At 34.0% G+C, this 23,180-nt stretch carries 21 protein-coding genes; 8 read left to right on the top strand and 13 right to left on the bottom strand.

Annotation, left to right across the window (positions count from 1 at the left end; genetic code table 11):
- Window positions 1–246 precede the first annotated feature (246 nt).
- Together purU and B0A67_RS06945 are read right to left on the bottom strand one after the other, a co-directional pair.
- Entirely contained in the window at window positions 247–1,101 is an 855-nt protein-coding gene (purU, locus tag B0A67_RS06950; RefSeq protein ID WP_072956367.1) for a formyltetrahydrofolate deformylase, read from the bottom strand.
- Window positions 1,102–1,197: 96 nt separating this feature from the next.
- A complete protein-coding gene (locus B0A67_RS06945; RefSeq protein ID WP_072956364.1) occupies window positions 1,198–1,920 on the bottom strand; it encodes a DUF4197 domain-containing protein in 723 nt (240 codons plus the stop codon).
- A 290-nt stretch (window positions 1,921–2,210) separates the two neighbouring features.
- Between B0A67_RS06945 and B0A67_RS06940 the strand changes: the two genes are divergently transcribed.
- Together B0A67_RS06940 and B0A67_RS06935 are read left to right on the top strand one after the other, a co-directional pair.
- The gene (locus tag B0A67_RS06940) at window positions 2,211–2,681 is read left to right on the top strand and encodes a toxin-antitoxin system YwqK family antitoxin (RefSeq protein ID WP_123887360.1); all 471 of its coding nucleotides are present in this window, start codon (window positions 2,211–2,213) and stop codon (window positions 2,679–2,681) included.
- A 12-nt stretch (window positions 2,682–2,693) separates the two neighbouring features.
- Complete coding sequence (locus B0A67_RS06935) at window positions 2,694–3,200, top strand: hypothetical protein (protein ID WP_123887358.1); 507 nt, start codon at window positions 2,694–2,696, stop codon at window positions 3,198–3,200.
- A gap of 86 nt (window positions 3,201–3,286) precedes the next feature.
- Here the strand turns inward: B0A67_RS06935 and B0A67_RS06930 are convergent, their stop codons facing one another.
- The 5 genes from B0A67_RS06930 to B0A67_RS06910 all read right to left on the bottom strand — a co-directional run bounded on the left by B0A67_RS06930 (window position 3,287) and on the right by B0A67_RS06910 (window position 7,547).
- Window positions 3,287–3,883 carry a hypothetical protein gene (locus B0A67_RS06930; RefSeq protein WP_242670936.1) on the bottom strand — a complete coding sequence of 199 codons (597 nt, stop codon included), beginning with the start codon at window positions 3,881–3,883 and terminating at the stop codon, window positions 3,287–3,289.
- Window positions 3,870–4,490, bottom strand: coding sequence for a hypothetical protein (locus B0A67_RS06925; RefSeq protein WP_072956352.1), 621 nt, complete (start codon window positions 4,488–4,490; stop codon window positions 3,870–3,872). The genes B0A67_RS06930 and B0A67_RS06925 overlap by 14 nt, the downstream gene beginning before the upstream one ends.
- 110 nt (window positions 4,491–4,600) lie before the next feature.
- The gene (locus B0A67_RS06920) at window positions 4,601–5,023 is read right to left on the bottom strand and encodes a cytochrome c oxidase assembly factor Coa1 family protein (protein ID WP_072956349.1); all 423 of its coding nucleotides are present in this window, start codon (window positions 5,021–5,023) and stop codon (window positions 4,601–4,603) included.
- Between the two features lie 103 nt (window positions 5,024–5,126).
- Window positions 5,127–5,690, bottom strand: a complete 564-nt coding sequence (locus B0A67_RS06915) for a hypothetical protein (RefSeq protein WP_072956347.1) — start codon at window positions 5,688–5,690, stop codon at window positions 5,127–5,129.
- Window positions 5,691–5,963: 273 nt separating this feature from the next.
- Window positions 5,964–7,547, bottom strand: coding sequence for a L,D-transpeptidase family protein (locus tag B0A67_RS06910; protein WP_072956343.1), 1,584 nt, complete (start codon window positions 7,545–7,547; stop codon window positions 5,964–5,966).
- Window positions 7,548–7,841: 294 nt separating this feature from the next.
- On the opposite strand from B0A67_RS06910, the gene B0A67_RS06905 reads away from it, so the two are divergent.
- Window positions 7,842–11,297 carry a methylmalonyl-CoA mutase family protein gene (locus B0A67_RS06905; protein ID WP_072956339.1) on the top strand — a complete coding sequence of 1,152 codons (3,456 nt, stop codon included), beginning with the start codon at window positions 7,842–7,844 and terminating at the stop codon, window positions 11,295–11,297.
- Window positions 11,298–11,616: 319 nt separating this feature from the next.
- On the opposite strand, the gene B0A67_RS06900 is transcribed toward B0A67_RS06905, so the two are convergent.
- Window positions 11,617–11,934: a hypothetical protein gene (locus tag B0A67_RS06900; protein WP_072956336.1), complete on the bottom strand. Its 318-nt coding sequence runs from the start codon at window positions 11,932–11,934 to the stop codon at window positions 11,617–11,619.
- A gap of 197 nt (window positions 11,935–12,131) precedes the next feature.
- Here B0A67_RS06900 and B0A67_RS06895 point away from each other — a divergent pair, with 197 nt between their 5' ends.
- Window positions 12,132–12,545, top strand: coding sequence for a helix-turn-helix domain-containing protein (locus B0A67_RS06895; protein WP_072956333.1), 414 nt, complete (start codon window positions 12,132–12,134; stop codon window positions 12,543–12,545).
- Between the two features lie 72 nt (window positions 12,546–12,617).
- Here the strand turns inward: B0A67_RS06895 and B0A67_RS06890 are convergent, their stop codons facing one another.
- The 3 genes from B0A67_RS06890 to B0A67_RS06880 form a co-directional block, all read right to left on the bottom strand.
- Window positions 12,618–13,004: a secretion protein gene (locus B0A67_RS06890; RefSeq protein ID WP_072956330.1), complete on the bottom strand. Its 387-nt coding sequence runs from the start codon at window positions 13,002–13,004 to the stop codon at window positions 12,618–12,620.
- Between the two features lie 373 nt (window positions 13,005–13,377).
- Complete coding sequence (locus B0A67_RS06885) at window positions 13,378–13,785, bottom strand: T9SS type A sorting domain-containing protein (RefSeq protein ID WP_072956328.1); 408 nt, start codon at window positions 13,783–13,785, stop codon at window positions 13,378–13,380.
- A 496-nt stretch (window positions 13,786–14,281) separates the two neighbouring features.
- Window positions 14,282–14,701: a secretion protein gene (locus B0A67_RS06880; RefSeq protein WP_072956325.1), complete on the bottom strand. Its 420-nt coding sequence runs from the start codon at window positions 14,699–14,701 to the stop codon at window positions 14,282–14,284.
- 449 nt (window positions 14,702–15,150) lie between these two features.
- Here B0A67_RS06880 and B0A67_RS06875 point away from each other — a divergent pair, with 449 nt between their 5' ends.
- The 4 genes from B0A67_RS06875 to B0A67_RS06860 all read left to right on the top strand — a co-directional run bounded on the left by B0A67_RS06875 (window position 15,151) and on the right by B0A67_RS06860 (window position 20,253).
- Window positions 15,151–16,023, top strand: a complete 873-nt coding sequence (locus B0A67_RS06875) for an AraC family transcriptional regulator (RefSeq protein ID WP_072956323.1) — start codon at window positions 15,151–15,153, stop codon at window positions 16,021–16,023.
- Window positions 16,024–16,348: 325 nt separating this feature from the next.
- Window positions 16,349–18,385, top strand: a complete 2,037-nt coding sequence (locus B0A67_RS06870) for a M13 family metallopeptidase (RefSeq protein WP_072956319.1) — start codon at window positions 16,349–16,351, stop codon at window positions 18,383–18,385.
- Between the two features lie 377 nt (window positions 18,386–18,762).
- Entirely contained in the window at window positions 18,763–19,632 is an 870-nt protein-coding gene (locus B0A67_RS06865) for an alpha/beta hydrolase (protein WP_072956316.1), read from the top strand.
- A gap of 105 nt (window positions 19,633–19,737) precedes the next feature.
- Entirely contained in the window at window positions 19,738–20,253 is a 516-nt protein-coding gene (locus B0A67_RS06860) for a hypothetical protein (RefSeq protein WP_072956313.1), read from the top strand.
- 334 nt (window positions 20,254–20,587) lie between these two features.
- On the opposite strand, the gene B0A67_RS06855 is transcribed toward B0A67_RS06860, so the two are convergent.
- Window positions 20,588–21,562, bottom strand: coding sequence for a TerC family protein (locus tag B0A67_RS06855; RefSeq protein WP_072956309.1), 975 nt, complete (start codon window positions 21,560–21,562; stop codon window positions 20,588–20,590).
- A gap of 410 nt (window positions 21,563–21,972) precedes the next feature.
- Window positions 21,973–22,989, bottom strand: coding sequence for a glutamine synthetase beta-grasp domain-containing protein (locus tag B0A67_RS06850; RefSeq protein WP_072956306.1), 1,017 nt, complete (start codon window positions 22,987–22,989; stop codon window positions 21,973–21,975).
- Window positions 22,990–23,180: the final 191 nt, after the last annotated feature.

The following is a 23,180-nucleotide window of genomic DNA, read 5'->3' as shown; positions in this document are numbered from 1 at the left end:
AGTGAAGTCCAGCTCTACAATATATTTCATTCCTTCGGAACTATTAATTTAATTGGTAGGCTCGAAGAAAAGAAACCAGTGAAAACTGTTTCAATCCGTACAATCAGTGGCTAATAATTAGAGACAAAGCTTTGGGATCTTCACATTCTTTTACATTGCCAGAATAAAAACTTAACGAACTTAACGTAACCCTTTGCTGTAAAAAAAACTTAGGATCTCAATACTTCAGAATCTTAGCAACTTAGACTAAGAGAAAACAACGGTTTTATTACTATAAACCATTGTCTTACGTTCTGCATGCAGTTTTATAGCGCGAGCCAGAACAATACGTTCCAGATCTCTTCCTTTCATAATAAAATCATCTACCGAATGTATGTGAGAAACCCTTGCAATATCCTGTTCGATAATTGGTCCTTCATCTAATTCTGCCGTAACATAATGACTGGTTGCCCCAATAATTTTTACCCCACGTTTGAAAGCCGAATGATACGGTTTTGCACCCGGAAAAGCAGGTAAAAAAGAATGGTGAATATTGATAATTTTATTCTCGTAAAGCGAAATCAATTTAGGGGTGATAATCTGCATATAGCGCGCCAAAACGATAAAGTTAATTTGATATCGTTCTAATAATTCAATTTGTTTGGCTTCGCCTTCTTCTTTATTGTCTTTGGTAAAAGGCACGCAGTGAAACGGAATATCAAAACGTTCTGCAATCGATCTTAAATCGTTATGATTACTAATGATTACCGGAATTTCAATATTTAATTCTCCGGCACTGTAACGTCCTAAAATATCAAACAAACAGTGATCGTATTTAGATACAAACAATGCCATTTTTGGCTTTTGCTCCTGATTGTACAAATCCCATGACATATTAAAATCAGAGGCAATAGTTTTGTCAAAATCAGCTTTCAGGCCTTCGATTGTTATGTTATGATTGGTCAGTTCACATTCCAATCGCATAAAAAACACATTTTGTTCTACGTCAACATGTTGGTCGATGTAGGTAATATTTCCTTCTACTTTAGCAATAAAAGTAGTCACTGCGGCGATAATTCCCTTTTGGTCTTTGCAGTGAATCAGAATGGTTATTTTTTGCATTTCAAGTTAATGGTTAATCGGTTAATGTTGGATTTGCGTAATCGTTTAGATGTCTGATTTCAGAAACAAATCAGCGATTAGACTTCAACGACAAAATTATTTTTTATCCTGCATAGCAAACACTTTTTGTAGTAAAGGTGTTGTTCTTGCATTTATATTAGTACGGATATCTTTTTCTTCAACAGCAATCATTTTAAAAACACCTGCTAAAGCTTGATTGGTAGTATAATCAGTCAAATCAGGGTTTACTTTTTTGACTAATGGAATGGTGTTGTATTTATTAATAATATTTTTCCAAACCACATCAGCACCCACTTTTTCGAAAGAGCTTTTTATCACCGGATTAAATTTTCCGTACAAAGCAGTGGTCGTACCTTTTTGCAAATAGGAGGTTGCGGCACTTTCATTTCCTAGCAAGATGTTTTTAGCATCTGTAAACGACATGTTTTTTACAGCCGAAACAAAAATCGGGGTGGCTTCTTTTACAGCATCTTCGGCAGCACGATTTAGGACTTTAATTCCTTCATCAGCAAGAGATGATAATCCTATTCTGCGTAACGTGGCGTCAACTTTTTGTAATTCTGCAGGCATTAAGATTTTTACGGCTTCATTTTTATAAAAACCATCCTCCGCGGTCAATTTACTCACTTGCTTTGTGATTCCTTTGTTTAACGCTTCTTTTAATCCGGATGCAATATCAACGCCGCCAACTCCTGAAACCTGAGTCGATAATTTTGATAGTTTTTGAGATAAAGTTTCTTTTACCTGAGCATAAGAGCTAAGAGAGAATACAAGCGATAGAATTAAAATCTTTTTCATTATAGGGTTTTATAAGTTTCAAAAATACTACTTATTCAAAAACAAAGCCACAATTTTCTTTAGGCAGCACAAACAATTTGTTTTAAAATTAACATTCGTCCCGCTGTTCTCATTTTCTTTTGCTCTTTAAGGAAAATAAGAAATTGCATTTTAGCTTTAGCAAATCAAATATCGATCAAACAGGGCTTATTTTATTGTAGGTTTTTATACTCGAAATAGTAGTTTGAATAATCAATAATTAGTTTTAATTTTAAATACGAACTTCTTTAAATTAAAAATATCCCTTAATTATGAGAAACTCCCCGCTAAACAAGTGGTCATCAGGAAATGGGTTTTACAGATCATTACAGTTTTTGTGCATTTTGTTTTCCCAGATGGTTTTTTCAGGTACTTTACAAACCACTCCAAAAAATAATAATGCTATTAAAAGCAAACATTTGGTAAAAAATTATTATCCAAATGGTACGATAAAAGAGAAAGGTTATCAGGGCTATTATGAGAATAAAGATATTGCGACAGGGACTTTTATAGGTACCTGGTATTTATACGATCAGAAAGGAAAAATTATTCAGTCTGTTTATTATCATAATGATGTTGTGTCTAAAGCATATATAGAAAAGAAGAAATATTACCCAAATGGAAAAATCAAGTCAATTGAGAAGTTTAACAATTATGAACTTTATGAATCTGAAATTGATTCCATTGGCACCTGGCAGTATTTTGATCAGTACGGAAAATTGATTAAAAAAGTAAATCACTAATTACGTTGTAAAATGAGAACAAAAAAATCAATAATTATATTATTTACATTATTAAGTATGGTTTCATTTGCCCAAAATAAAGTTGATCTCAGCGAATTGAAGTTAAACGAAGATTTGGAAAATCTTCTGAAAGAAGTTCCGAATGTGAGAAAAGGCGAAATGTTCGAGAATGTGCAAATGTTTTCTTATGGCTTTGATAACAAAACATGGACGTTTAAAACCATCGTACCGTTTCATATCGAATTATTATCTTATAACGGAAAATTATCCGGTTATGCATTTCAGATCAAAACATTTGAAGATCAGGAAATAATAAAGGATTTTATGCTTGAAAATTATAAAAACGCTGCTGTACAAGAATCTAAATGGCTGAATGTATATACTTATAAAGACAAACAAGTATTTGTAGAGCTTCGGGCAATTACGCAGGATAAATTTAATGAAGGGGCAAATGGTTATTTTTCAATTAAAAATGCTGATTTCTATGACGCTTATGAGCAATTAGTGAGCAAACATTAATAAAATAAAAAGTAACCTCTCTGTCAGCGAATTGACACAAAACGAGTGGTAATAGTTTATAATCTAAATAAATCAGAATCTTAAGGCTACGGCCAATACATTCTGACATTATAATTCCAATACATCTTGCTGGAAATATAAGTAGGCTGAAATTCTCTTATAGGCAGATTATTCTCGTCGAATAATTCTACTCGTATTATTTTTTCGTTGGTATCATCTTTCAAATCAATATTACCTTCTGCAGCATCGATTAGCTTCTTTTTCTTTAAATATAAATTCGGTTTTTCGATAATAAATGCTATTCCCGCTTCATTTTTTGATTCTCTTTCTCCTGCTAAATTTCCATCAGCATCAAATGATTCAATTCTTTGCAAATAATTGTTCGTGTAATAAAAAAGCTGATAGGCAACTCCGCCATGCTGTATTTGTAATTTTTGATTTAGTATTCTAAAACGCAGTATTTGTTTTTTGGCATTTGTAAATTCTATTGAACCATTTCCGGTTGCATCAATGTGTTTGTATAAAATTCTTGACGGTATTGAGAATTGTTTTATTTTGCTGGTATAAGCGTGATATTGAGAGTCAGATTGCGCAGTTGCTAAAATGCATTGCAGCAAACTAAGACATAAAAAGAATAACTTCATTTGTTGTTGGCTTGTGCGGATAATTCTAGTTGTACTCACCGTTAATATTTTTACGGTTGATTTGTTTGATTCCAGTTTTCGTAAAAGAATAAGTAGATTCTTCCTGCCATCTCCATGTTTTTTGTTTCTCTGAATCTTCACCAATTGCACTGTAGATAATTTTGATGGTATCTTTGTCAGTAATCATTTTTATTTCAGAAAAACGATCCTGAATTTTTGCCGAGGATTCTGTTTTTTGACAATATTGCAGCCTTTCCAAAACTTTATGATCTTCACTAAACCATTTTTTTAGAAAAGATAAATGTTTGTCAGAGCATTGATAACCTAAATTAAGCGCGGACAGCAACTTACATTTTAAATTACTTTCATCTGCTTTTTTATCTCCATCCCAATAACATTCATTACTAACATCCGTTGCAATGTAACCTAAAGCGGCGCGTTGCTGATCTGTTAATGTTTTGATGTAGTTTGTATTGAGTTGAAGACCACCATTTTGGTCCAGCCATAATATTTTTATATAAATATCCTGAGCGGCCATCGCTGTAGTGGATTGGTTTACTGTTGTAGGAGTGATCGTTTTTGTTTGAGAAAATACGGAAGGACAAAAATTAAAAAGAAATAATAAAACAGTCAGGCGAATATTCATAATTGGAATTTGAAAAATTTGTTGCCCATAAAGATACTATATCTCGTATCACTTTATCAATAAAAAAGGCAGAAACCTAATTAAAGAAATCTGCCTGAATTTATATGTAATTATTTTTTGAGTAAATCAATCTCTTCTTTTGTGGTTTTTATGACAACGGTCATTTCACTGTATTGCCAGGTGCCTTTTTTCTCTGCCACAACAAATAAGGTCGCTTGTCCTTTAGGTCCTTTTATCGGAATTTGTAAATTACAGCTTCCGCGATCGCCGTTGGTTGTGTTGATACTTCCGGAAGTCATTCCGTCATCTTCAATCGGACTTCCTAGTTTTTCAGTTACCACTTTATTGAGATTTGCTTTGATCATGGCTTCTTTATAAACATCAGAATTTGTCATCATAGAAGTAACGCCAAAGAAAATACTGGCTATAAACAACACAAAAATCAATAAAAGGCTTACACATCCGGTTGGTACAAACCATTTCCAGTTTCTTTCCCACCAGCTTTTCCTAACTTCAACATAATCGTCTTCCATAAATAGATTTTATTTTAGATTCAGGTTTAAAGATAGAAAGATACTTTAAATTAAAATACAAATGAATTTTTAGATTGAACTCTGTAGTTTATTAAATATAATTTTATAAATAATTAGAATATTTTTTTCTTTGACTTCCAACATGGTAAATCGTCTTTCCTGTCATGGCATCGATCTCGAATTTTTCTTCCATGACTCCGTGCGGGGTAAACTGGCATGGCATAGTAATAGAATAAATCATTGTCTGGGGATTTCTTGATAAAACCGTTACCTGGCTATTATTTTTAATTTGTTCGTTTTCGTTCATCAGGTCTATTTTGTATTCCATTTTCATTTTATTGACCAAATCCTGCCAGCTGAATTTATAAGGAGCATCGTTATTAATTTCTTTTATAAGCTCTTGTTTCTCATTGTATTCTCTTTGAAAACCAATAAGGCAATCATAAAAACTTTCCATTTCTTTTATAAGGGTCAACGTTTTTTTATTATACATAAACCTTTGTTTGATAGGTGTGTTTAGATAAATAATTGTTTGCTGATAAGAATCTTTATGTTCGATAAGGAAAATTTCAACATTGTCGCCATTGGTATTTTTTGTAATGTATCGGCAGTAGGTATTGTTATCTTTTTTATGTTTTTCAAATGCTTCTAAATCGAATTTTCTCATACCGGATGTTTTTTACTTTTTATCTCTAAATTTTTGATCTAAAACACAAAGGTTCTTCTAATTAAGAATATTTAATGCCCGAATAAGTTCTAAAAAGGATACTTTAGGGTAATCCGCTGTTAATTGAGTAGAAAAGTTAAGGAATAGGTAAAAAGTAAATTTGTAAGAGAAATGATGCATTTTCCGGAAAAGAACAGAATAAGTAAAAGTTTTAAAAAAAAATGGCTTACTTCAGTAAAGAAGCAAGCCATAAAATATTGTAATCTAAAGGTATTAATTAGCTACTATTTCTGTTTGAGGAGAAAGAGCTTTATTCAATTCATTGTCTTTCTCATAAACATCCTGAAAGAAACCAATCTCACCATTTTCGTTTACCAGTGAAGTAAAGTACGTAATGTAAATAGGTACTTTTTTGGCTAGTTTAAAACTGTTTTCTGTTTTACCCTCCATAGCTTTATCTATTTTAGCGGGAGTCCATTCCGGATAATCTTTAAGCATGGCAACGGCTAACTCTTTTGCCATTTTTACGTTGATACAACCATGGCTGAAAGTTCTTTTTTCGAAATCGAATAAAGTTTTAGACGGTGTATCGTGCATATAAATATCATCAGGATTTGGAAACATAAATTTTACCAATCCTAAAGAATTGTCCGGACCCGGTTTTTGTCTTACCTGACCATTTACTATTTCCATATTTTTTTCGGCAAGATAATTTTTATTTTCAGCTATTTTACCTTTCAATTCGTTGTTTACGATACTTTGTGGCACAGTCCAGTAAGGGCTGAAAACGATTCTGTCAATTTCACCGTTAAAAATCGTTGTTTTGGTTAATGGCGCACCAACAAATACACTTGAGGTCATCTGTACGTTTCCGTTTTTTACATAAATTAATTCATACGAAGGAACGTTTACTAAAACATATTCATCGCTGGCCGCAATCTGGGCCGAAATAGCACGACATCTTTCCATATTAAGTTTCAATGTTTCCATTTTATCAGCAATTGGCACATTCATTTCCTTAATATGTTCTTCGGCTAAAATATAGTTGGGTTTAAAACCGTTACGCACTTTATATTTCATAACAGCATCCATCAATTCACGATCGTAAACATCGCTTTTAGAATCATGTTTTAGATCGCCTAATAAATACAATCTGGTTCTAACCTGAGCAATTGTGTTCGAAACAGCATCCGGGCGTAAATCTTTATAAGGTGTTTCTTCCGGAACAATCGCTTTCCATTTATTTGATCGGTCGATTTTTTTATATTTTTTCAGAACGTCCTGTAATTTATAATATTGGTCGTATGCTACTTTTATATCTGCTACATCTGCGGTGTTAGTAGAAGCAGTTGCTTCTTCGATTGTGCTGTAGTTTAGAAAATCTTTCAGCATGGCATCATAAGATACTTTTTTCTTCGTATCTGAATTACTTTTTTTGGCGTAAGCAATATATAATGAACTTAAAAGCATATCAGCATCTGTTTTAGAAAGCTTTGTTGCTGAGGTAGAAAAAAGATCATCAATTTCTTTTTGATAAGGAATCACTAAGTCATTAGTTTTTTTTGCTTTTTCATACAATACAGAACCAAATTCATTGATATCTTCTTCATCAAACCAAATAGTTCCCAAAGCTCTGTTTTTGTATAAAGACATTACGTCAGATTTGTATTTTTTTAAATCCGAATATCTTTTAAAAAAGTCATTTGAAAGTGCGTCTACATTATCAGAATCTGAATTGTAAACAGGTGCAGCAGTTGCAGTTTTTTTAGAGGAAACAAAGTCGTTTTCAGTTGTGTTAAAAGAAGATACAAAAAAACTCAAGCTTAAAATTAGGGTGATTGGATATAATGTTTTCATTTTTTTAAATTTTTACGTTTACTATTTAAGGTAAAAGTTTTGGGTAAAAATTTGGGGCTTTTCTACCATGCTAAATTACTTTATGGTGTTGGAAAACAAGTTGTTATATTTTATTTAAATGTTCTAAAATTGCCATGTCTTTCATGGTTATATTGATAAATCAAATAAGCGATTAAATTGTTACCCTATGAATGCGAAAAAACATTTATTTTTTTTGTTAACATAAAGCCATAACAATAACCAAATATTAAAATATTTTGTAAATTGCTCCCTTAAAATTATCATATTCATAAAATGGAGCAACAAATACCATATATTCCTAAAAATAAAGTAAGAATTGTTACAGCAGCATCTCTTTTTGACGGACATGATGCAGCGATCAATATCATGCGTCGTATAATTCAGTCAACCGGAGTAGAGGTGATTCATTTAGGTCACGATCGCAGCGTCGAAGAAGTAGTGAATACTGCCATTCAGGAAGATGCAAATGCGATTGCAATGACCTCATATCAGGGCGGACATAATGAATACTTTAAATATATGTATGACTTGCTTCATGAAAAAGGAGCCGGGCATATCAAGATTTTTGGCGGTGGAGGCGGAGTAATCCTGCCAAGCGAAATTTCAGAATTGCATGAATATGGTATTACAAGGATTTATTCTCCTGATGATGGCCGTTCTTTAGGTCTTCAGGGAATGATCAACGATTTGGTAGAACGTTCTGATTACAACCCCCCAGCCCCCGAAGGGGGAGTTTCCGGAATTGTAAATAATTTGCTGTCTAAAGAGGTAAATACTATTGCCAGATTAATTTCATTAGCCGAAAATAATCCTGATGAATTTTACAAAGCATTTCCGCATTCATCATTAGCTCCCCCATCGGGGGCGGGGGGGGCACCAGTTCTTGGAATTACAGGAACGGGTGGAGCCGGAAAATCATCCTTGGTAGATGAATTGGTTCGTCGTTTTTTAATTGATTTCCCTGAAAAAACAATCGGATTAATTTCTGTCGATCCTTCGAAACGTAAAACAGGGGGAGCACTTTTGGGAGACAGAATCCGTATGAATGCCATTAATAATCCTCGTGTTTATATGCGTTCACTGGCAACACGTCAGTCGAATTTGGCATTATCTAAATATGTAGCCGAAGCGATTCAGGTTTTAAAAGCCGCAAAATACGATTTGATTATTTTGGAAACTTCCGGAATCGGACAATCAGATACCGAGATTATGGATCACTCTGATGTTTCGTTATATGTAATGACGCCTGAGTTTGGAGCTGCAACGCAATTAGAGAAAATCGACATGCTTGATTTTGCTGATTTGGTAGCTTTAAACAAGTTTGATAAAAGAGGCGCACTTGACGCCATTCGTGACGTAAAGAAACAATACCAGCGCAATCATAATTTATGGGATAAAAATCCGGACGACATGCCGGTTTTCGGAACTATTGCTTCGCAGTTTAACGATCCTGGAATGAACACGCTCTATAAAGCGATTATGGATAAAATTGTCGAAAAAACAGATTCAGAACTAAAATCGACTTTTGAAATTACGCGCGAAATGAGCGAGAAAATCTTCGTGATTCCGCCGCACAGAACCCGTTATTTATCTGAAATTGCAGAGAACAACAGATTGTATGACGAAAGTGCCCTTTCGCAGCAAAAAGTAGCGCAGAAATTATACGGAATATTTAAAACCATAGAATCTGTTTCTGGGAAAGTTCCTCAAATCAATAAAGCAGGAATTGATGACTCAACTGTTTTACCAAGCGGTATTCAGGAACATGACGAAAACAGAATTTTCTTAAACCTTTTACTAAATCAGTTTGATAAAGTAAAAATGGATTTAGATCCCTACAACTGGGAAATTATCCTAAGTTGGGCAGAGAAAGTAAACAAATACAAAAACCCGGTTTATACGTTTAAAGTGCGTGATAAAGAAATCAAAATCGCGACGCACACCGAAAGTTTATCACATTTACAAATCCCAAAAATAGCTTTGCCTAAATACGAAGCCTGGGGCGATATTTTACGTTGGAATTTACAGGAAAATGTTCCGGGAGAATTTCCGTTTGCTTCGGGATTATATCCGTTTAAGCGTGAAGGCGAAGATCCGTCGAGAATGTTTGCGGGAGAAGGCGGACCGGAAAGAACCAACAAACGTTTTCATTATGTGAGCGCAGGATTGCCGGCAAAACGACTTTCAACTGCTTTTGACAGTGTGACATTATACGGAAACGATCCGGATATTCGACCGGATATTTACGGAAAAATCGGGAATGCCGGAGTTTCGATTTGTTGTCTGGACGATGCTAAAAAATTGTATTCAGGTTTCGATCTGGTTCATGCTTTAACCTCTGTAAGTATGACCATCAACGGGCCTGCGCCAATGTTGTTAGGTTTCTTTATGAATGCCGCAATCGATCAGCAGTGCGAGTATTATATTAAGGAGAATAATTTAGAAAAAGAAGTTGAAGCTAAAATCAACAAAATATACAAAGAAAAAGGAACAGAACGCCCTAAATACCAAGGCGATTTACCCGAAGGAAACAATGGTTTAGGTTTAATGCTTTTGGGTGTTACCGGAGATCAGGTTTTACCTCAGGAAGTGTATAATGAAATTAAAGCCAGAACATTATCACAAGTTCGCGGTACGGTTCAGGCCGATATTCTCAAAGAAGATCAGGCTCAAAACACCTGTATTTTCTCAACCGAATTTGCACTGAGATTAATGGGTGACGTTCAGGAATATTTTATTACCAAAAACGTTCGTAATTTTTATTCCGTTTCGATTTCAGGATATCATATTGCCGAGGCAGGAGCGAACCCAATTACGCAATTGGCATTTACGCTTTCTAATGGTTTCACTTACGTGGAATATTATTTGAGCCGCGGCATGAGTATCAACGATTTTGGACCTAACTTATCGTTCTTTTTCTCGAACGGAGTTGATCCTGAATATTCGGTTATTGGTCGTGTGGCGCGTAAAATTTGGGCAAAAGCCATGAAAAACAAATACGGAGCCAACGAAAGAGCACAAATGCTGAAATATCATATTCAGACTTCCGGACGTTCGTTACACGCTCAGGAAATTGATTTTAATGATATCAGAACCACTTTGCAGGCTTTGTATGCGATTTACGACAACTGTAATTCATTGCACACCAATGCTTACGACGAAGCGATTACAACACCAACAGAAGAATCGGTACGTCGTGCAATGGCGATTCAGTTGATTATCAATAAAGAATTAGGTCTGGCGAAAAACGAAAACCCAATTCAGGGATCGTTTATCATCGAAGAATTAACGGATCTGGTAGAAGCAGCCGTTCTACAAGAATTCGACCGAATCACAGAACGTGGCGGCGTTTTGGGTGCCATGGAAACCATGTACCAACGTTCTAAAATTCAGGAAGAAAGTTTGTATTACGAAACCTTGAAACATAATGGAGATTTCCCAATTGTGGGTGTCAACACATTCCTAAGTTCAAAAGGTTCTCCAACGGTAATTCCGGCCGAAGTAATTCGCGCCACCGAAGAAGAAAAACAATACCAAATTACGATGCTCGATAACTTACACCAGTTTCACGAAGCAAAAGTAAATGAGCATCTCAACAAACTACAGGAAGCCGCCATTAAAAACGAAAACTTATTCGACCATTTAATGGAAGCTACAAAGGTTTGTTCTTTGGGGCAGATTACTTCGGCGTTGTTTGAAGTTGGCGGGCAGTATAGAAGGAATATGTAGATTTTACTGTTTTATATTTATGAAAAAACCTCTCAAGATTTTGGGAGGTTTTTTTGTGGATGAAATTGAATTTTCTCTTACTAGCGCGAGCGCAATGTCATTAAGTTAAGCACTTTTGATCTAATAATGGTTAATTCTTTTTCGCGCAAAGACGCAAAAGCGCAAAGGTTTTAGGCGTAAACTTGGCGGCTTGGCGACTTTGCGTGAGATTTATTCGGTACAGTATTGCGGCTGTTTTTCTTAACTTAATGACATTGCGCTCGCGCCAGCAGATGACTTCGCACAGCAATTGCGAATATTTAAATTGAGAGCAGAGAATTCAATCCCCAACCAACACCTCATTAATTTCCGTAATCAATTCAAATTCATCCAAAGGAAACATTTCTAAGACCATTTCTAAAACGAGCGCGACATTAATAGGCGAATATTTAATTGTAGTTGAGGTTTGATGTGCTTCTTGTTCTAAGGCTACAATACATAGTTTTATGATTTCGGTAATGGTACAGCCAAGTTCATAATAATTGAGTAGCTTAATTTGAGCTGTGTGAGTGCCTGTTTGGTCAGCGGTCAGCTTATTGCAATATTTGGCAGTTAATTTTCTGAGGTTCTCTAAAGTTTTCATTTCATTGGTTTTCATGGCGTATATTTTTTAGTGATTAATAGTTTTACAATTAGACTTTTATTATTTTATTATAAGAAAAATTGTACTTTTGTTTAACTCAGCGAAGTAAGAAATAGATTTTTCTGTATGAAAACATTTTTTAGTGTTCCTTACATTAGAAATATGTTTTTTACATTTTGCGGGTTATCACACTAAATTATTATCTTTGAATTATGAGCACATTTACAAAACCAAATCATATAGGGCGAAAAATTAGCCGTATTCGTGAACTTCGAAATATGAAGCAGGAAGCTTTGGCACAAGCTTTAGGGACAAATCAGCAGGCGGTTTCTATTTTAGAAAATAGCGAAACTATCGATGAGGATAAACTTATCGCAATAGCAAAAGTGCTTGGTGTAACGGTTGAAGCTATTAAAAGTTTTTCAGAAGAAGGTATGATTAACTATTTTAATACTTTTAATGAAGTTGTAAATGATAGCCATTTTGGAAATAATAATCAGTGTACTTTCAATCCTTTAGATAAGTTAGTTGAATCTTTCGAAGAAAATAAAAAACTTTACGAACGTTTGCTGAAAGCGGAACAAGATAAAATCGAATATTTAGAAAAATTACTTCAGCGTAAATAATATTTCTAAAGTCTATTCATAAAAAAAGCATTCGCCACGGCGAATGCTTTTCAGTTTTAATGTAAAAAACAATTAACGACGAAACGAAGGACTTTCGTTTACGGATTCGTCAAGCTTAATAGTTTTTGATTTTTTAGCAGAAACAGCAATATCGTGTTTCGCAACTTTACCATTTTCGTTTACTTCTAAAGTATAAGTTCCGGCAGGAAACGCCTCTAAACTTAAAGTTTTCGAAATCTCTAATTTGTCTGTAGCAGATTCTCCTGTGTACACTAAATTATGGTTTTCGTCGAAGATAGAATAAACTGATTTCTCAAGGTTGTTCAAAGTAATGCTAATTACTTTTCCGTTTCCGGTTTTTATATTCAAAATATAATCCCCTTTTCCCTCCTTTGCATAAGTAAAGATTGTTGTAAAAAATACGGCCACAACTAAGCCCATTTTAATAAAATTTGTCATGTTTTTTTTAATTGTTAATTACTGTTTGTGGAACGCTCAAAACTACAAATAGAAATTTAATTTTATGCAAAAAAATCACTTTTTTCAGTGCTTAAATTGCTGAATCAAAGATGTTTCGGTGTTTTGGCTGAACTATGTACGTAATTACTGGACTTTTGGATTTTTTTCTGCGTATTTTTTTAATGGTTTAAAAACCAGATTCTTAGATTTATTAAGAATAGTTTTCTAAAAATGAAACCGAAAAAATTTTCAGGAAAAAAAAGGGCATAAAAAAACAGCTCAATAACCACAAAGAGCTGTTTAAAAAACGATTTCCCGTTTTATACTTTACTAACTATCTAACCTCATTTTATACTGTATGCAGTATAACTTTTTAGCGTACTGCTACGCCTGTATTTTTAGCAGAAAATCCTGCTTTATAAACTGATGAAACTGCTTTTCTTGATAATGAAGTTGCATCATCAGTAATTGTAATTTCATGTCTCACTTTTTTTACATTATCTTCAATTTCCAGGAAGTAAGTTCCGGCTGGAAATTCTTCTAAACTAAAAGTTCTCAAAATTCCTTCTTTACCAGAAGCACTTTCAGAATAGATCAAAGTACCATCTTTATCATAAATAGCAAGGTTGGCTTTTTGCACTTTATTAAGGGCAAACGTAATTAGCTTTCCATTAGCTTTTAATACATGAAGATTAAAATCTTCATTCCCGTCAATTGCATAAGTACTCATTCCTGAAAAAAGTACCGCACATACTAAACTTAATTTTAAAATCTTTTTCATGACATTTGTTTTTAGATTAATAGTTCTAATTCTCTGATGCTAAATTACTTCGGATATGCATTTTTTAGCACAACTCTATTTTCCAATTTCGATGCTGTATTCTCATTTACGAAACCGTTATAGGTTAATTTTTGAATTATTTCTATCGTTTTTGTTAATATGGCTATTATTTTTTAATGTTTTGTTTAAATTAATATAATGTAAATTTATCTGTATTTCTTACAAAAGTATGTTTGAAATGAGGTTTAACCGCAAGGGGCGCAAAGGTCTTTTTATAAGCAAGGTTTTACATAAACGCAAAGTTCGCAAAGCTTAATAATTATAAACTTTGCGAACTTTGCGTAAATCTTAGCGCTCCTTGCGGTTAAACCAAAATTAAAATATAGCACAAAAAAAACAGCTCAATAACCACAAAGAGCTGTTTCAAAACAATCACGTTTTTAACTTTACTAACTATCTAACCTCATTTTTATACTTTATGAGAGTATAAACTTTTTTAGCGTACTGCTACGCTTGAATTTTGAGCAGAGAAACCTGCTTTATATGCTGACGAAACTGCTTTTGATGATAATACAGACTGATCATCAGTAATTGTAATTTCGTGTCTCACTTTTTTTGCACTGTCTTCAACTTCTAAGAAGTAAGTTCCTGCAGGAAGTTCTTCTAAGCTAAAAGTTCTTAGGATTCCTTCTTTACCGGTAGCATTCTCAGAATAGATCAAACTGTTGTTTTTATCATAAATGCTGATGCTTGCTTTTTTTACCTGATTTAGAGCAAACGTAATAAGCTTTCCATTGGCTTTTAATACGTGTAGGTTAAAATCTGCATTTCCATTATCATTTCCATCAATTGCATAAGTGCTCATTCCTGTAAAAAGTACTGCACATACTATACTTAATTTTAATATCTTTTTCATAGCGCTTCGTTTTAAATTATTAGTTCTAATTTTCTGATGCTAAATTACTCCGACAGCTGTGATTTTTTCACAACTGTATTTTCCAATTTATATGCTATATTCTCATTTACGAAACCGTTATAGGTTAATTTTTGAATTATATTAGGTGTTTTTGTTAATTAGGTTGTTATTTTTTAATGATTTGTAAAAATTAACATTTGTATAAAATGAAGTATATTCTTACTGAAATAGGATTTGTGTATAAAAGGACTGGATTAAATAGGATATATTAAAAAAATTAGGAGTAAAAATACGGGTACTTAAAAATATAGCCCGATTACTGTAATTTGAATATTCGGTTTTTTGGGATTTTGATGCGAAATCTGTATTTACGAAACCGTTATAGGTTAATTTTTAAATTATATTAAGCGATTTTGTTAAATTTGCTATTATTTTTTAAAGATTTTATCATGAAGACAATTGCCCCAGCTCTTGAAGTGATATCGAATTCATACGGAAGTTCTTTTACCTACACAAAGCACGCCGAAAAGACCAACAGTAAAGCTCATTTATGGCATTATCATCCAGAGATTGAGTTGGTTTATATAAATGGTGGGGCAGGGAAAAGACAAATAGGAAGCCACGTTTCTTATTATACCAATGGGAGTTTGATACTGATAGGTGCTAATTTGCCACATTGTGGTTTTACGAATGAACAAACGGGAAACACAACCGAAACCGTTATTCATATTAAACCGGAGTTTTTAGGGAATGATTTTTTTGTTGCTCCCGAAATGAGAAAGGTTCAAAATATTTTGAGTCAGGCTAAAGGCGGAATCGCTTTTGGAGGAGAAACTAAAAAACAGATCGGTAAGAAAATCGAAATGATGGAAAATCAACTTCCGTTTGAACGTTTGCTTACGCTTTTGAGTATTCTTGACGAACTTGATTCTTCTAAAGATTATACGGTGCTTAATGCTGATGGTTTTTCATTAGAATTACAAACGCAGGACAATGACCGTATCAATGTAATCTTTAATTATGTCAAAGATCACTTTCAGGAATCAATCGCTATCGATGAGGTTTCGAGTCTGGTAAGTATGACTACACCATCTTTTTGCCGTTATTTCAAGAAGATTTCGAATAAAACTTTTACAGAGTTCGTAAATGAATACCGTTTGGTACACGCCTCAAAACTATTGGCAGAAAAACCTATTAGTATTAATGAAGTATGTTACGAAAGCGGTTTTAATAATTTCAGTCACTTTAGTAAATCCTTTAAACAATACACCGGTAAAAGCGCTTCGCAATACCGTCACGAACACAAAATAATTATTAGCTAAAGACCTTTTGTCCGGCTGTAAATCCTGAAACTTCTAAAGAAGCTTCAGGATTTTTTTTCAGTCACGAATTGAATTAGTATTCTCATTTTGCTTAGAAAAAATTCGCGCTAATTCGTGTAATTTGTGGCCAACTTTTTTTGAAAAATCATTTATTATCTTGTTCCTTAGTGAAGTTGAAGCTTTACTATTTGAAATTTGGATTTTAAAATTTGAATTTTTTTACTATTTCTTATTGTTATAAAAATTATATTTACATGCTGGTTATCTTCAAATTATAACAAGTGTACCAAGAATAGATTTAACCCATCACCAAATTTATAACTGAATGAATTTATTTAGAAAACCTCTTACGTTCCTCTTTATCGGAATGACCTTTTTGAGCTGCAATAAAAAAGATGTAGCATTTTCAGATCCCTTAATTACTAACCGCGACACAACAGTAAATCCTGCGGATGATTTTTTTAATTATGCGAATAATGGATGGTTCAAAAAAAATCCTATTCCCAAAACGGACAGCAATAACGGAATAATGAGAATTGTTATGGATACTATTAATGGACAAATTAAAAGTATCTGCGAGAATGCCGCTAAAGACGAATCAGTAGCAAAAGGAAGTAACAAACAAAAGATTGGCGATTTTTATGCTTCAGGAATGGATACGCTTGCCATCGAAAAAGCTGGTTTGTCTCCGCTAAATACCGAAATAAAAAAAATCAGTGAAATTAAAGATGTTCAGGGACTGGTTACTACAATTGCACATTTGCAAACTATAGGGGCAGATCCGGCTTTTACGTTTTATGTTTCACAGGATGATAAAATCAGTACTAAATATGCGTTGTTTCTTGGGCAAGGCGGTTTAGGAATGAAACAAAGAGATTACTATCTCGATTCTGATAAACGAACTGTCGAAATACGTTCTGCTTATTTGTCACATCTTAAAACGATGATGCAGTTTATGGGAGAAGAGCAGTCTGTTGCGGCAAAAAATGCCCAAACGGTAATGAAATTCGAAACAGAACTGGCAAAAGCATCCCGAAAATTAGAAGATCTTCGTGATCCTGTCAAAAATTACAATAAACTTACCGTTGATCAATTCAATGCTATTACACCGGATATCGACTGGAAAAAAGTATTACCGGTTTTAGGGATTGCAAAAGCCGATTCGGTTATTGTGGGGCAGCCGGAATTTTTTAAAGCATTGAATACGACGATCAAAAAATATACAATCGAAGACTGGAAAACCTATCTGAAGTGGAATCTTGTAAGTGCTTATGCGCCTTATCTGACTGCTGCTATCGAAAAAGAAGATTTTAAATTCTATTCGACAACAATGAATGGCGTGACAACTCAAAAACCACGTTGGAAGAGAGTAGTAGGACAAACAAATGAATCTTTAGGCGAATTAATAGGTCAGGTTTATGTGGCGGATTATATGCCAAAAGGAGTAAAAGAAAAATTACAGGAAATAGGAAACAATATTCGTGATGTATTTGCTTCGCACATCAAGAAGTTAGACTGGATGAGTGAACCTACCAAGCAAAAAGCATTGTACAAGCTGAGTAAAATGGTCATGAAATTGGGGTATCCGGATAAATGGAAGGATATGAGCCAACTTGCTATAGACAGAAAATCATATTGTGAGAATGTGATGAAAGGCAATATTTGGGAATATAATGATATGATTCATAAATATGGAAAACCGGTAGACAGAAACGAATGGGTTATGCATCCACAGACATATAATGCGTATTACAATCCCAGCAACAACGAAATCGTGATTCCGGCTTGTAATATTATTGTTCCGGGTTATGAAGGGCGTATGCCGGACGATGCTATTTTGTACGGAATATTAGGCGGTTCTTTCTTTGGACATGAAATCACGCATGGTTTTGATGATCAGGGAAGTCAATATGATGAAAAAGGAAACCTAAACAATTGGTGGACAGCAGAAGATTTAAAGAAATTCAAGGCAAAAACACAATTGATTGTAGATCAGTATAACAAATATTCTATTTTAGGAAAACAGGTAAACGGTGACGCTACCCAAGGCGAAAACATTGCTGACTTAGGCGGAGTTATCATGGGTTACGAAGCATTCGAAAAAACGGAGCAGTTTAAGAAAAAGGAAAAAATTAACGGTCTGACTCCGGAGCAGCGTTATTTTCTTGCTTATGCTTATTCCTGGATGGTCAACAGAAGAGATGAGTCCAAAATCAATCAGATCATGACGGATGTTCATGCACCGGAGCAATTCAGGGTCAACGGACCATTGAGTAATATTCCGGAATTTCATAAGGCATTCAATGTCAAAAAAGGAGACAAAATGTATCAGCCGGATAGTTTACGAGTAGTCATCTGGTAGGAAAATAAAATCTAATTCAATTAAAACCATTCGTTGCGGCGAATGGTTTTTTTGTTTTACGATGTGATGGGCCACGGGTTTAGCGGATTAAACGGGTTATCGTGGATTTTTTTTATTGTTATTTTTTTGCCACAGATTGCGCGAATTTTTGTTTCACGCAGATTCTGCAGATTTAGGCAGATTTTATTTAGATTTAAAATTAAAAAATTTGTGTGCATCTGCTTAAATCTTTTTTTAATCTGTGTGAAATAGAATCTTTTTAATTATTAAAATACCTAAAAACATAATCATACTACTCAAAAACCAGTCGGATTTTTCATATGATATATTGTATAAAAAAGTATATTTACAATCCCTAATCAGAAAAAAATATAAATATGAAAAACTTTAAATTCTTTGTCTTTGCTGTTCTTTTATGCGTTTCATCAATGAGTTACGCGGCCAAAGTAGATACTCTGCAAGTTCCGAGTGCATCGATGAGCAAAACCTACAAAGCTGCTGTCGTATTGCCCAATTCATATGCAAAAAGCAAATCGGCATTTCCGGTGATGTACTTATTACATGGTGCGTATGGTCATTTTGGCGATTGGCTAAAAAGTACACCCAACAAAAAATTAGTTCAGAATCTATCTGATCAGTATAATATTATCATCGTAATGCCGGAAGGCGAGACCTTTAGTTTTTATCTGGACAGTCCGGTAAATAAAGGAAGTCAGTTTGAAACATTCGTAACGCAGGAAGTTATTCAGAAAGTAGATAAAACCTATAGAACGATAAGCAACAGAAACGGAAGAGTAATAACAGGGCTTTCAATGGGAGGTCACGGTGCTTTGTATTTATCTGCCAAACATCCTGAATTGTTTTGTGCTGCCGGAAGCATGAGTGGGGCAGTAGACATGAGTACCATGCTCAATCGTGAATCATCTGCTCAGGTAGTAAAACTCATGCAGCCCGTTTTTGGGGATAAAAGCGGCAACTCAGAAATGTATGCACCATACGCTGTTATGAATATGTTAGATAAGCTAAAAGCCAATAAACTACCATTGATTATAGATTGTGGCGTTGATGATTTTTTGATAGAACCCAACAGAGAACTACACCGAAGATTGGTTTATAACAAAGTAGATCACGATTATACTGAACGTCCCGGAGCACATACCTGGGATTATTGGGAGAATTCATTGCCGTATCATGTATTGTTTTTCAATAAAATATTGCTTAAAAATCAGCAGGTTGCAAAAAAATAAAAGAAAATTCTAATAAGAATTTAGCAAAATTCTTTTTTTGGTTTGATTTTTGGAATATCTTTATATATATAATGTATTCTAAAAACAATTAATACCACAAATACCATGAAAAAGATACTTACACTTTTCGCAGTCGTTGGACTGTTCGCATTTTCGGGATGCTCAAATGATGATGATGTAGATTATGATACAATTAGTGAAGTTTTTCAGCTTAACAACGTTAATTTTGATTATAATGCTCAAGATGGATTTAATATTAATAGAGCGCTAAATCCTGCAATTTATAAGAATGATGTTATTTTAATTTATAGAAAAATTGGCACGATCACTTCAACTAATGCTCCAATTTGGGAACAAATACCCAAAATTATATATCTTTCGCAAGGAAGATTAAGCTATGATTTTGAATTTAGTAACGAACATTTTATAATATATGCTGAGGGTAATTATGATTTGGAATTGACTCCGGATTATTTAGATAATCAGACTTTTAGAATTGTTATTGTTCCTGGTGATACTGCATTTTCAGGAAAATCTATTAATAAAGAAGATTATTCAGATTACAATGCTGTAATTAAGAAATATAATATTGATGATAGTAAAGTAAAGAATTTAAATTAAACACATAATAAAAAAAGGAAATCGAAAGATTTCCTTTTTTTATGAATACACATTTGTTTATCCGCAATCTTGTCATTCCGAGGAACGAGGAATCTCCACAAGTAATTCCGTAACTATAGCCCAATCTTTATCGGTTTTCTTGTGTGATTTACTCTGTCTGTTCGCTATCGCTCGGGCCTTTTTCTATCGAAATGACAAACTTTGTAGATTTATTAAAACGATTATTCGAAATCGTCTGTCTCTTAAGTCTAGTAGCGAAATAACAAATGATCAATAAAAATAAAAGGCTATCTTTTTGGGATAGCCTTTATTATAAATATATGTTTCAGGAATATTATTCCTGTTCTAAATCAGTATCAGTAAGTTCTTTTTCTTTTCCAAATTTAAGAGAAACCAAAATCCCCACTAAAAGCGAAAGTGCAATAAAACCTAATGAAGCCCATTCCGGTACCTGAATCCATTCGTGTAAAAGCATTTTTAATCCCACAAAGGCTAAAATAGCTACTAAACTATATTCTAAGAAACTGAATCTTGCCAGCATATTGGCTAAGAAAAAGTACATCGAACGTAATCCCAGAATTGCAAAGATATTAGAACTGAAGACCAAAAACGGGTCAGAGGTAATCGCTAAGATGGCGGGAACACTATCTACAGCAAAAAGAACGTCCATAACCTCAATAACAACCAAGGCTACAAATAATGGCGTTGCGGTTCTTTTGGCGGTTTTTGTACTGATGAAAAACTTTTCACCGTCCATTTCAGCTGTAATGGGGATGATTTTTCCAAGTGTTTTGTATACAAAAGAATCTTTTGGGTGAAAGTCATCATCATCGCCGGAGAATAACATTTTTAAGGCAGTAAATATCAGGAAAGCACCAAACAAATAAGTAGTCCAGGCAAATTTATGAATGAGCATTACACCAAAGAAAATCATCAATCCACGGAAAACCACTGCGCCTAAAATTCCCCAGAATAAAACACGGTGCTGGTATTTTTGGGGGATTTTGAAAGAGGCAAAAATAATTGCAATTACAAAAATATTATCGACACTTAAAGAGAGTTCGATCAAATACCCCGTAATAAACTTCATCGAAGCCACGGCTGGTTTTAGATTATCCGGATTTTCGATATAATCTGTGGTATAAAGCCAATAAATGACTCCCGAAAACAGGAAAGATAATGTGACCCAAATGAGAGTCCATTTACTTGCTTCTTTAGTGCTGATAATATGAGGGTTTTTATTAAATACTCCCAAATCTAAAGTAAGGATCAAAACAACGGCCAACAAAAACAAAATCCAGACTATCATGATGTTTATTTTTAATGATTTACAAAGATAGTTTTTGGTGTTTAACGTGAAAAATTAATTATCAAAAAGTTACCTCAAATTTAACATGTTCCGTCACATTAATTGAAGTTAAATTGTGGTTGCGATTAGTTTTGTACTATAAAGGTTCCCGACTTCGCTCGAATTGACAATTGGGATTTGATACTTTTTTATAAACCCTACAGGTTTTTAAAACCTGTCAGGTTTATTATTGAAAACGTTGTGTCACATTGAGCGAAGTCGAAATGCTTGTGACGACAGATTTTGTTCAAACACTATAAAGGTTCTCGACTCCGCTCGAACTGACAATTGGGTTTAGATACCTAAATATAGTAAACAAAAAAAAGTGCCATCGGTTAAGATGGCACTTTTTAGTATAATATAACTATGAATTATAGCGCTGATTTTACAGTTTTGATAATTCTTGCAGCAATTTTGTACGGATCACCGTTTGATGCTGGTCTTCTGTCTTCAAGGTATCCTTTCCATCCTTTTTGAACTGTATATAAAGGAATTCTGATTGAAGCTCCTCTATCAGATACTCCATAAGAGAAATCGTGAATAGAAGCAGTTTCATGTTTACCAGTTAAACGTTGGTCGTTGTAAGCTCCGTAAACTGCAATGTGTTCTGCAACAACAGGACGGAAAGCTTCACATATTTTTTCGTAAGTTTCTTTAGAACCACATGTTCTTAACACCTCGTTAGAGAAGTTAGCATGCATACCTGAACCATTCCAGTCTGTATCTCCAAGTGGTTTTGGGTGATATTCTATATAGTAACCGTATTTTTCAGTCAAACGGTCTAATAAGTAACGAGCAACCCAGATTTCATCTCCGGCTTTTTTAGCACCTTTTGCAAATAATTGAAATTCCCATTGTCCGCAAGCAACCTCTTGGTTGATTCCTTCAAAGTTAAGACCTGCAGCGATACATAAGTCAGCATGTTCTTCTACTAATTTTCTTCCGTGAGTGTTTTTTCCACCTACAGAACAGTAGTACATACCTTGTGGAGCAGGATAACCTCCAACAGGGAAACCTAATGGCAATAAAGTTTTAGTATCCATGATGAAATACTCTTGTTCGAAACCAAACCAAAAATCATCATTATCATCATCAATTGTAGCTCTACCGTTAGAAGGGTGTGGTGTTCCGTCAGCAAACATAACTTCTGACATTACAATGTACCCGTTTATACGAGTTGGATCAGGATAAATTGCAACAGGAACTAACAGACAGTCTGAAGATCCTCCTTCGGCTTGTTTTGTAGATGAACCATCAAATGACCAATTTCCAAGTTCTTCTAACGTTCCTTTGAAATTTTCATGCTCTTCAACTTTAGTTTTACTTCTAAGATTTTGAGTTGGTTCATATCCATCTAACCAAATGTACTCTAACTTAATTTTAGCCATAATAATATAAATTAATTTTTTTGTTTTTTTCGTTGGGTCAAATATAGATTTATTTTTTTAGCCGTAAAAATTAGGGGGCTATTTTGTTTAAGCGAGTATTATTTTTTAGATAAGCGCAATTTTGGGAGGGGTATATTTTTAAAAAAGCAATTTTTTATACCTTTAAAAAATAAATTCGTAAAAATTACTTG

This window comes from Flavobacterium aquidurense, from assembly GCF_002217195.1.
GTDB lineage: Bacteria > Bacteroidota > Bacteroidia > Flavobacteriales > Flavobacteriaceae > Flavobacterium > Flavobacterium frigidimaris.
The sequence above is the reverse complement of the archived record's forward strand: the minus strand, read 5'-3'. Positions and strand labels throughout refer to the sequence as shown.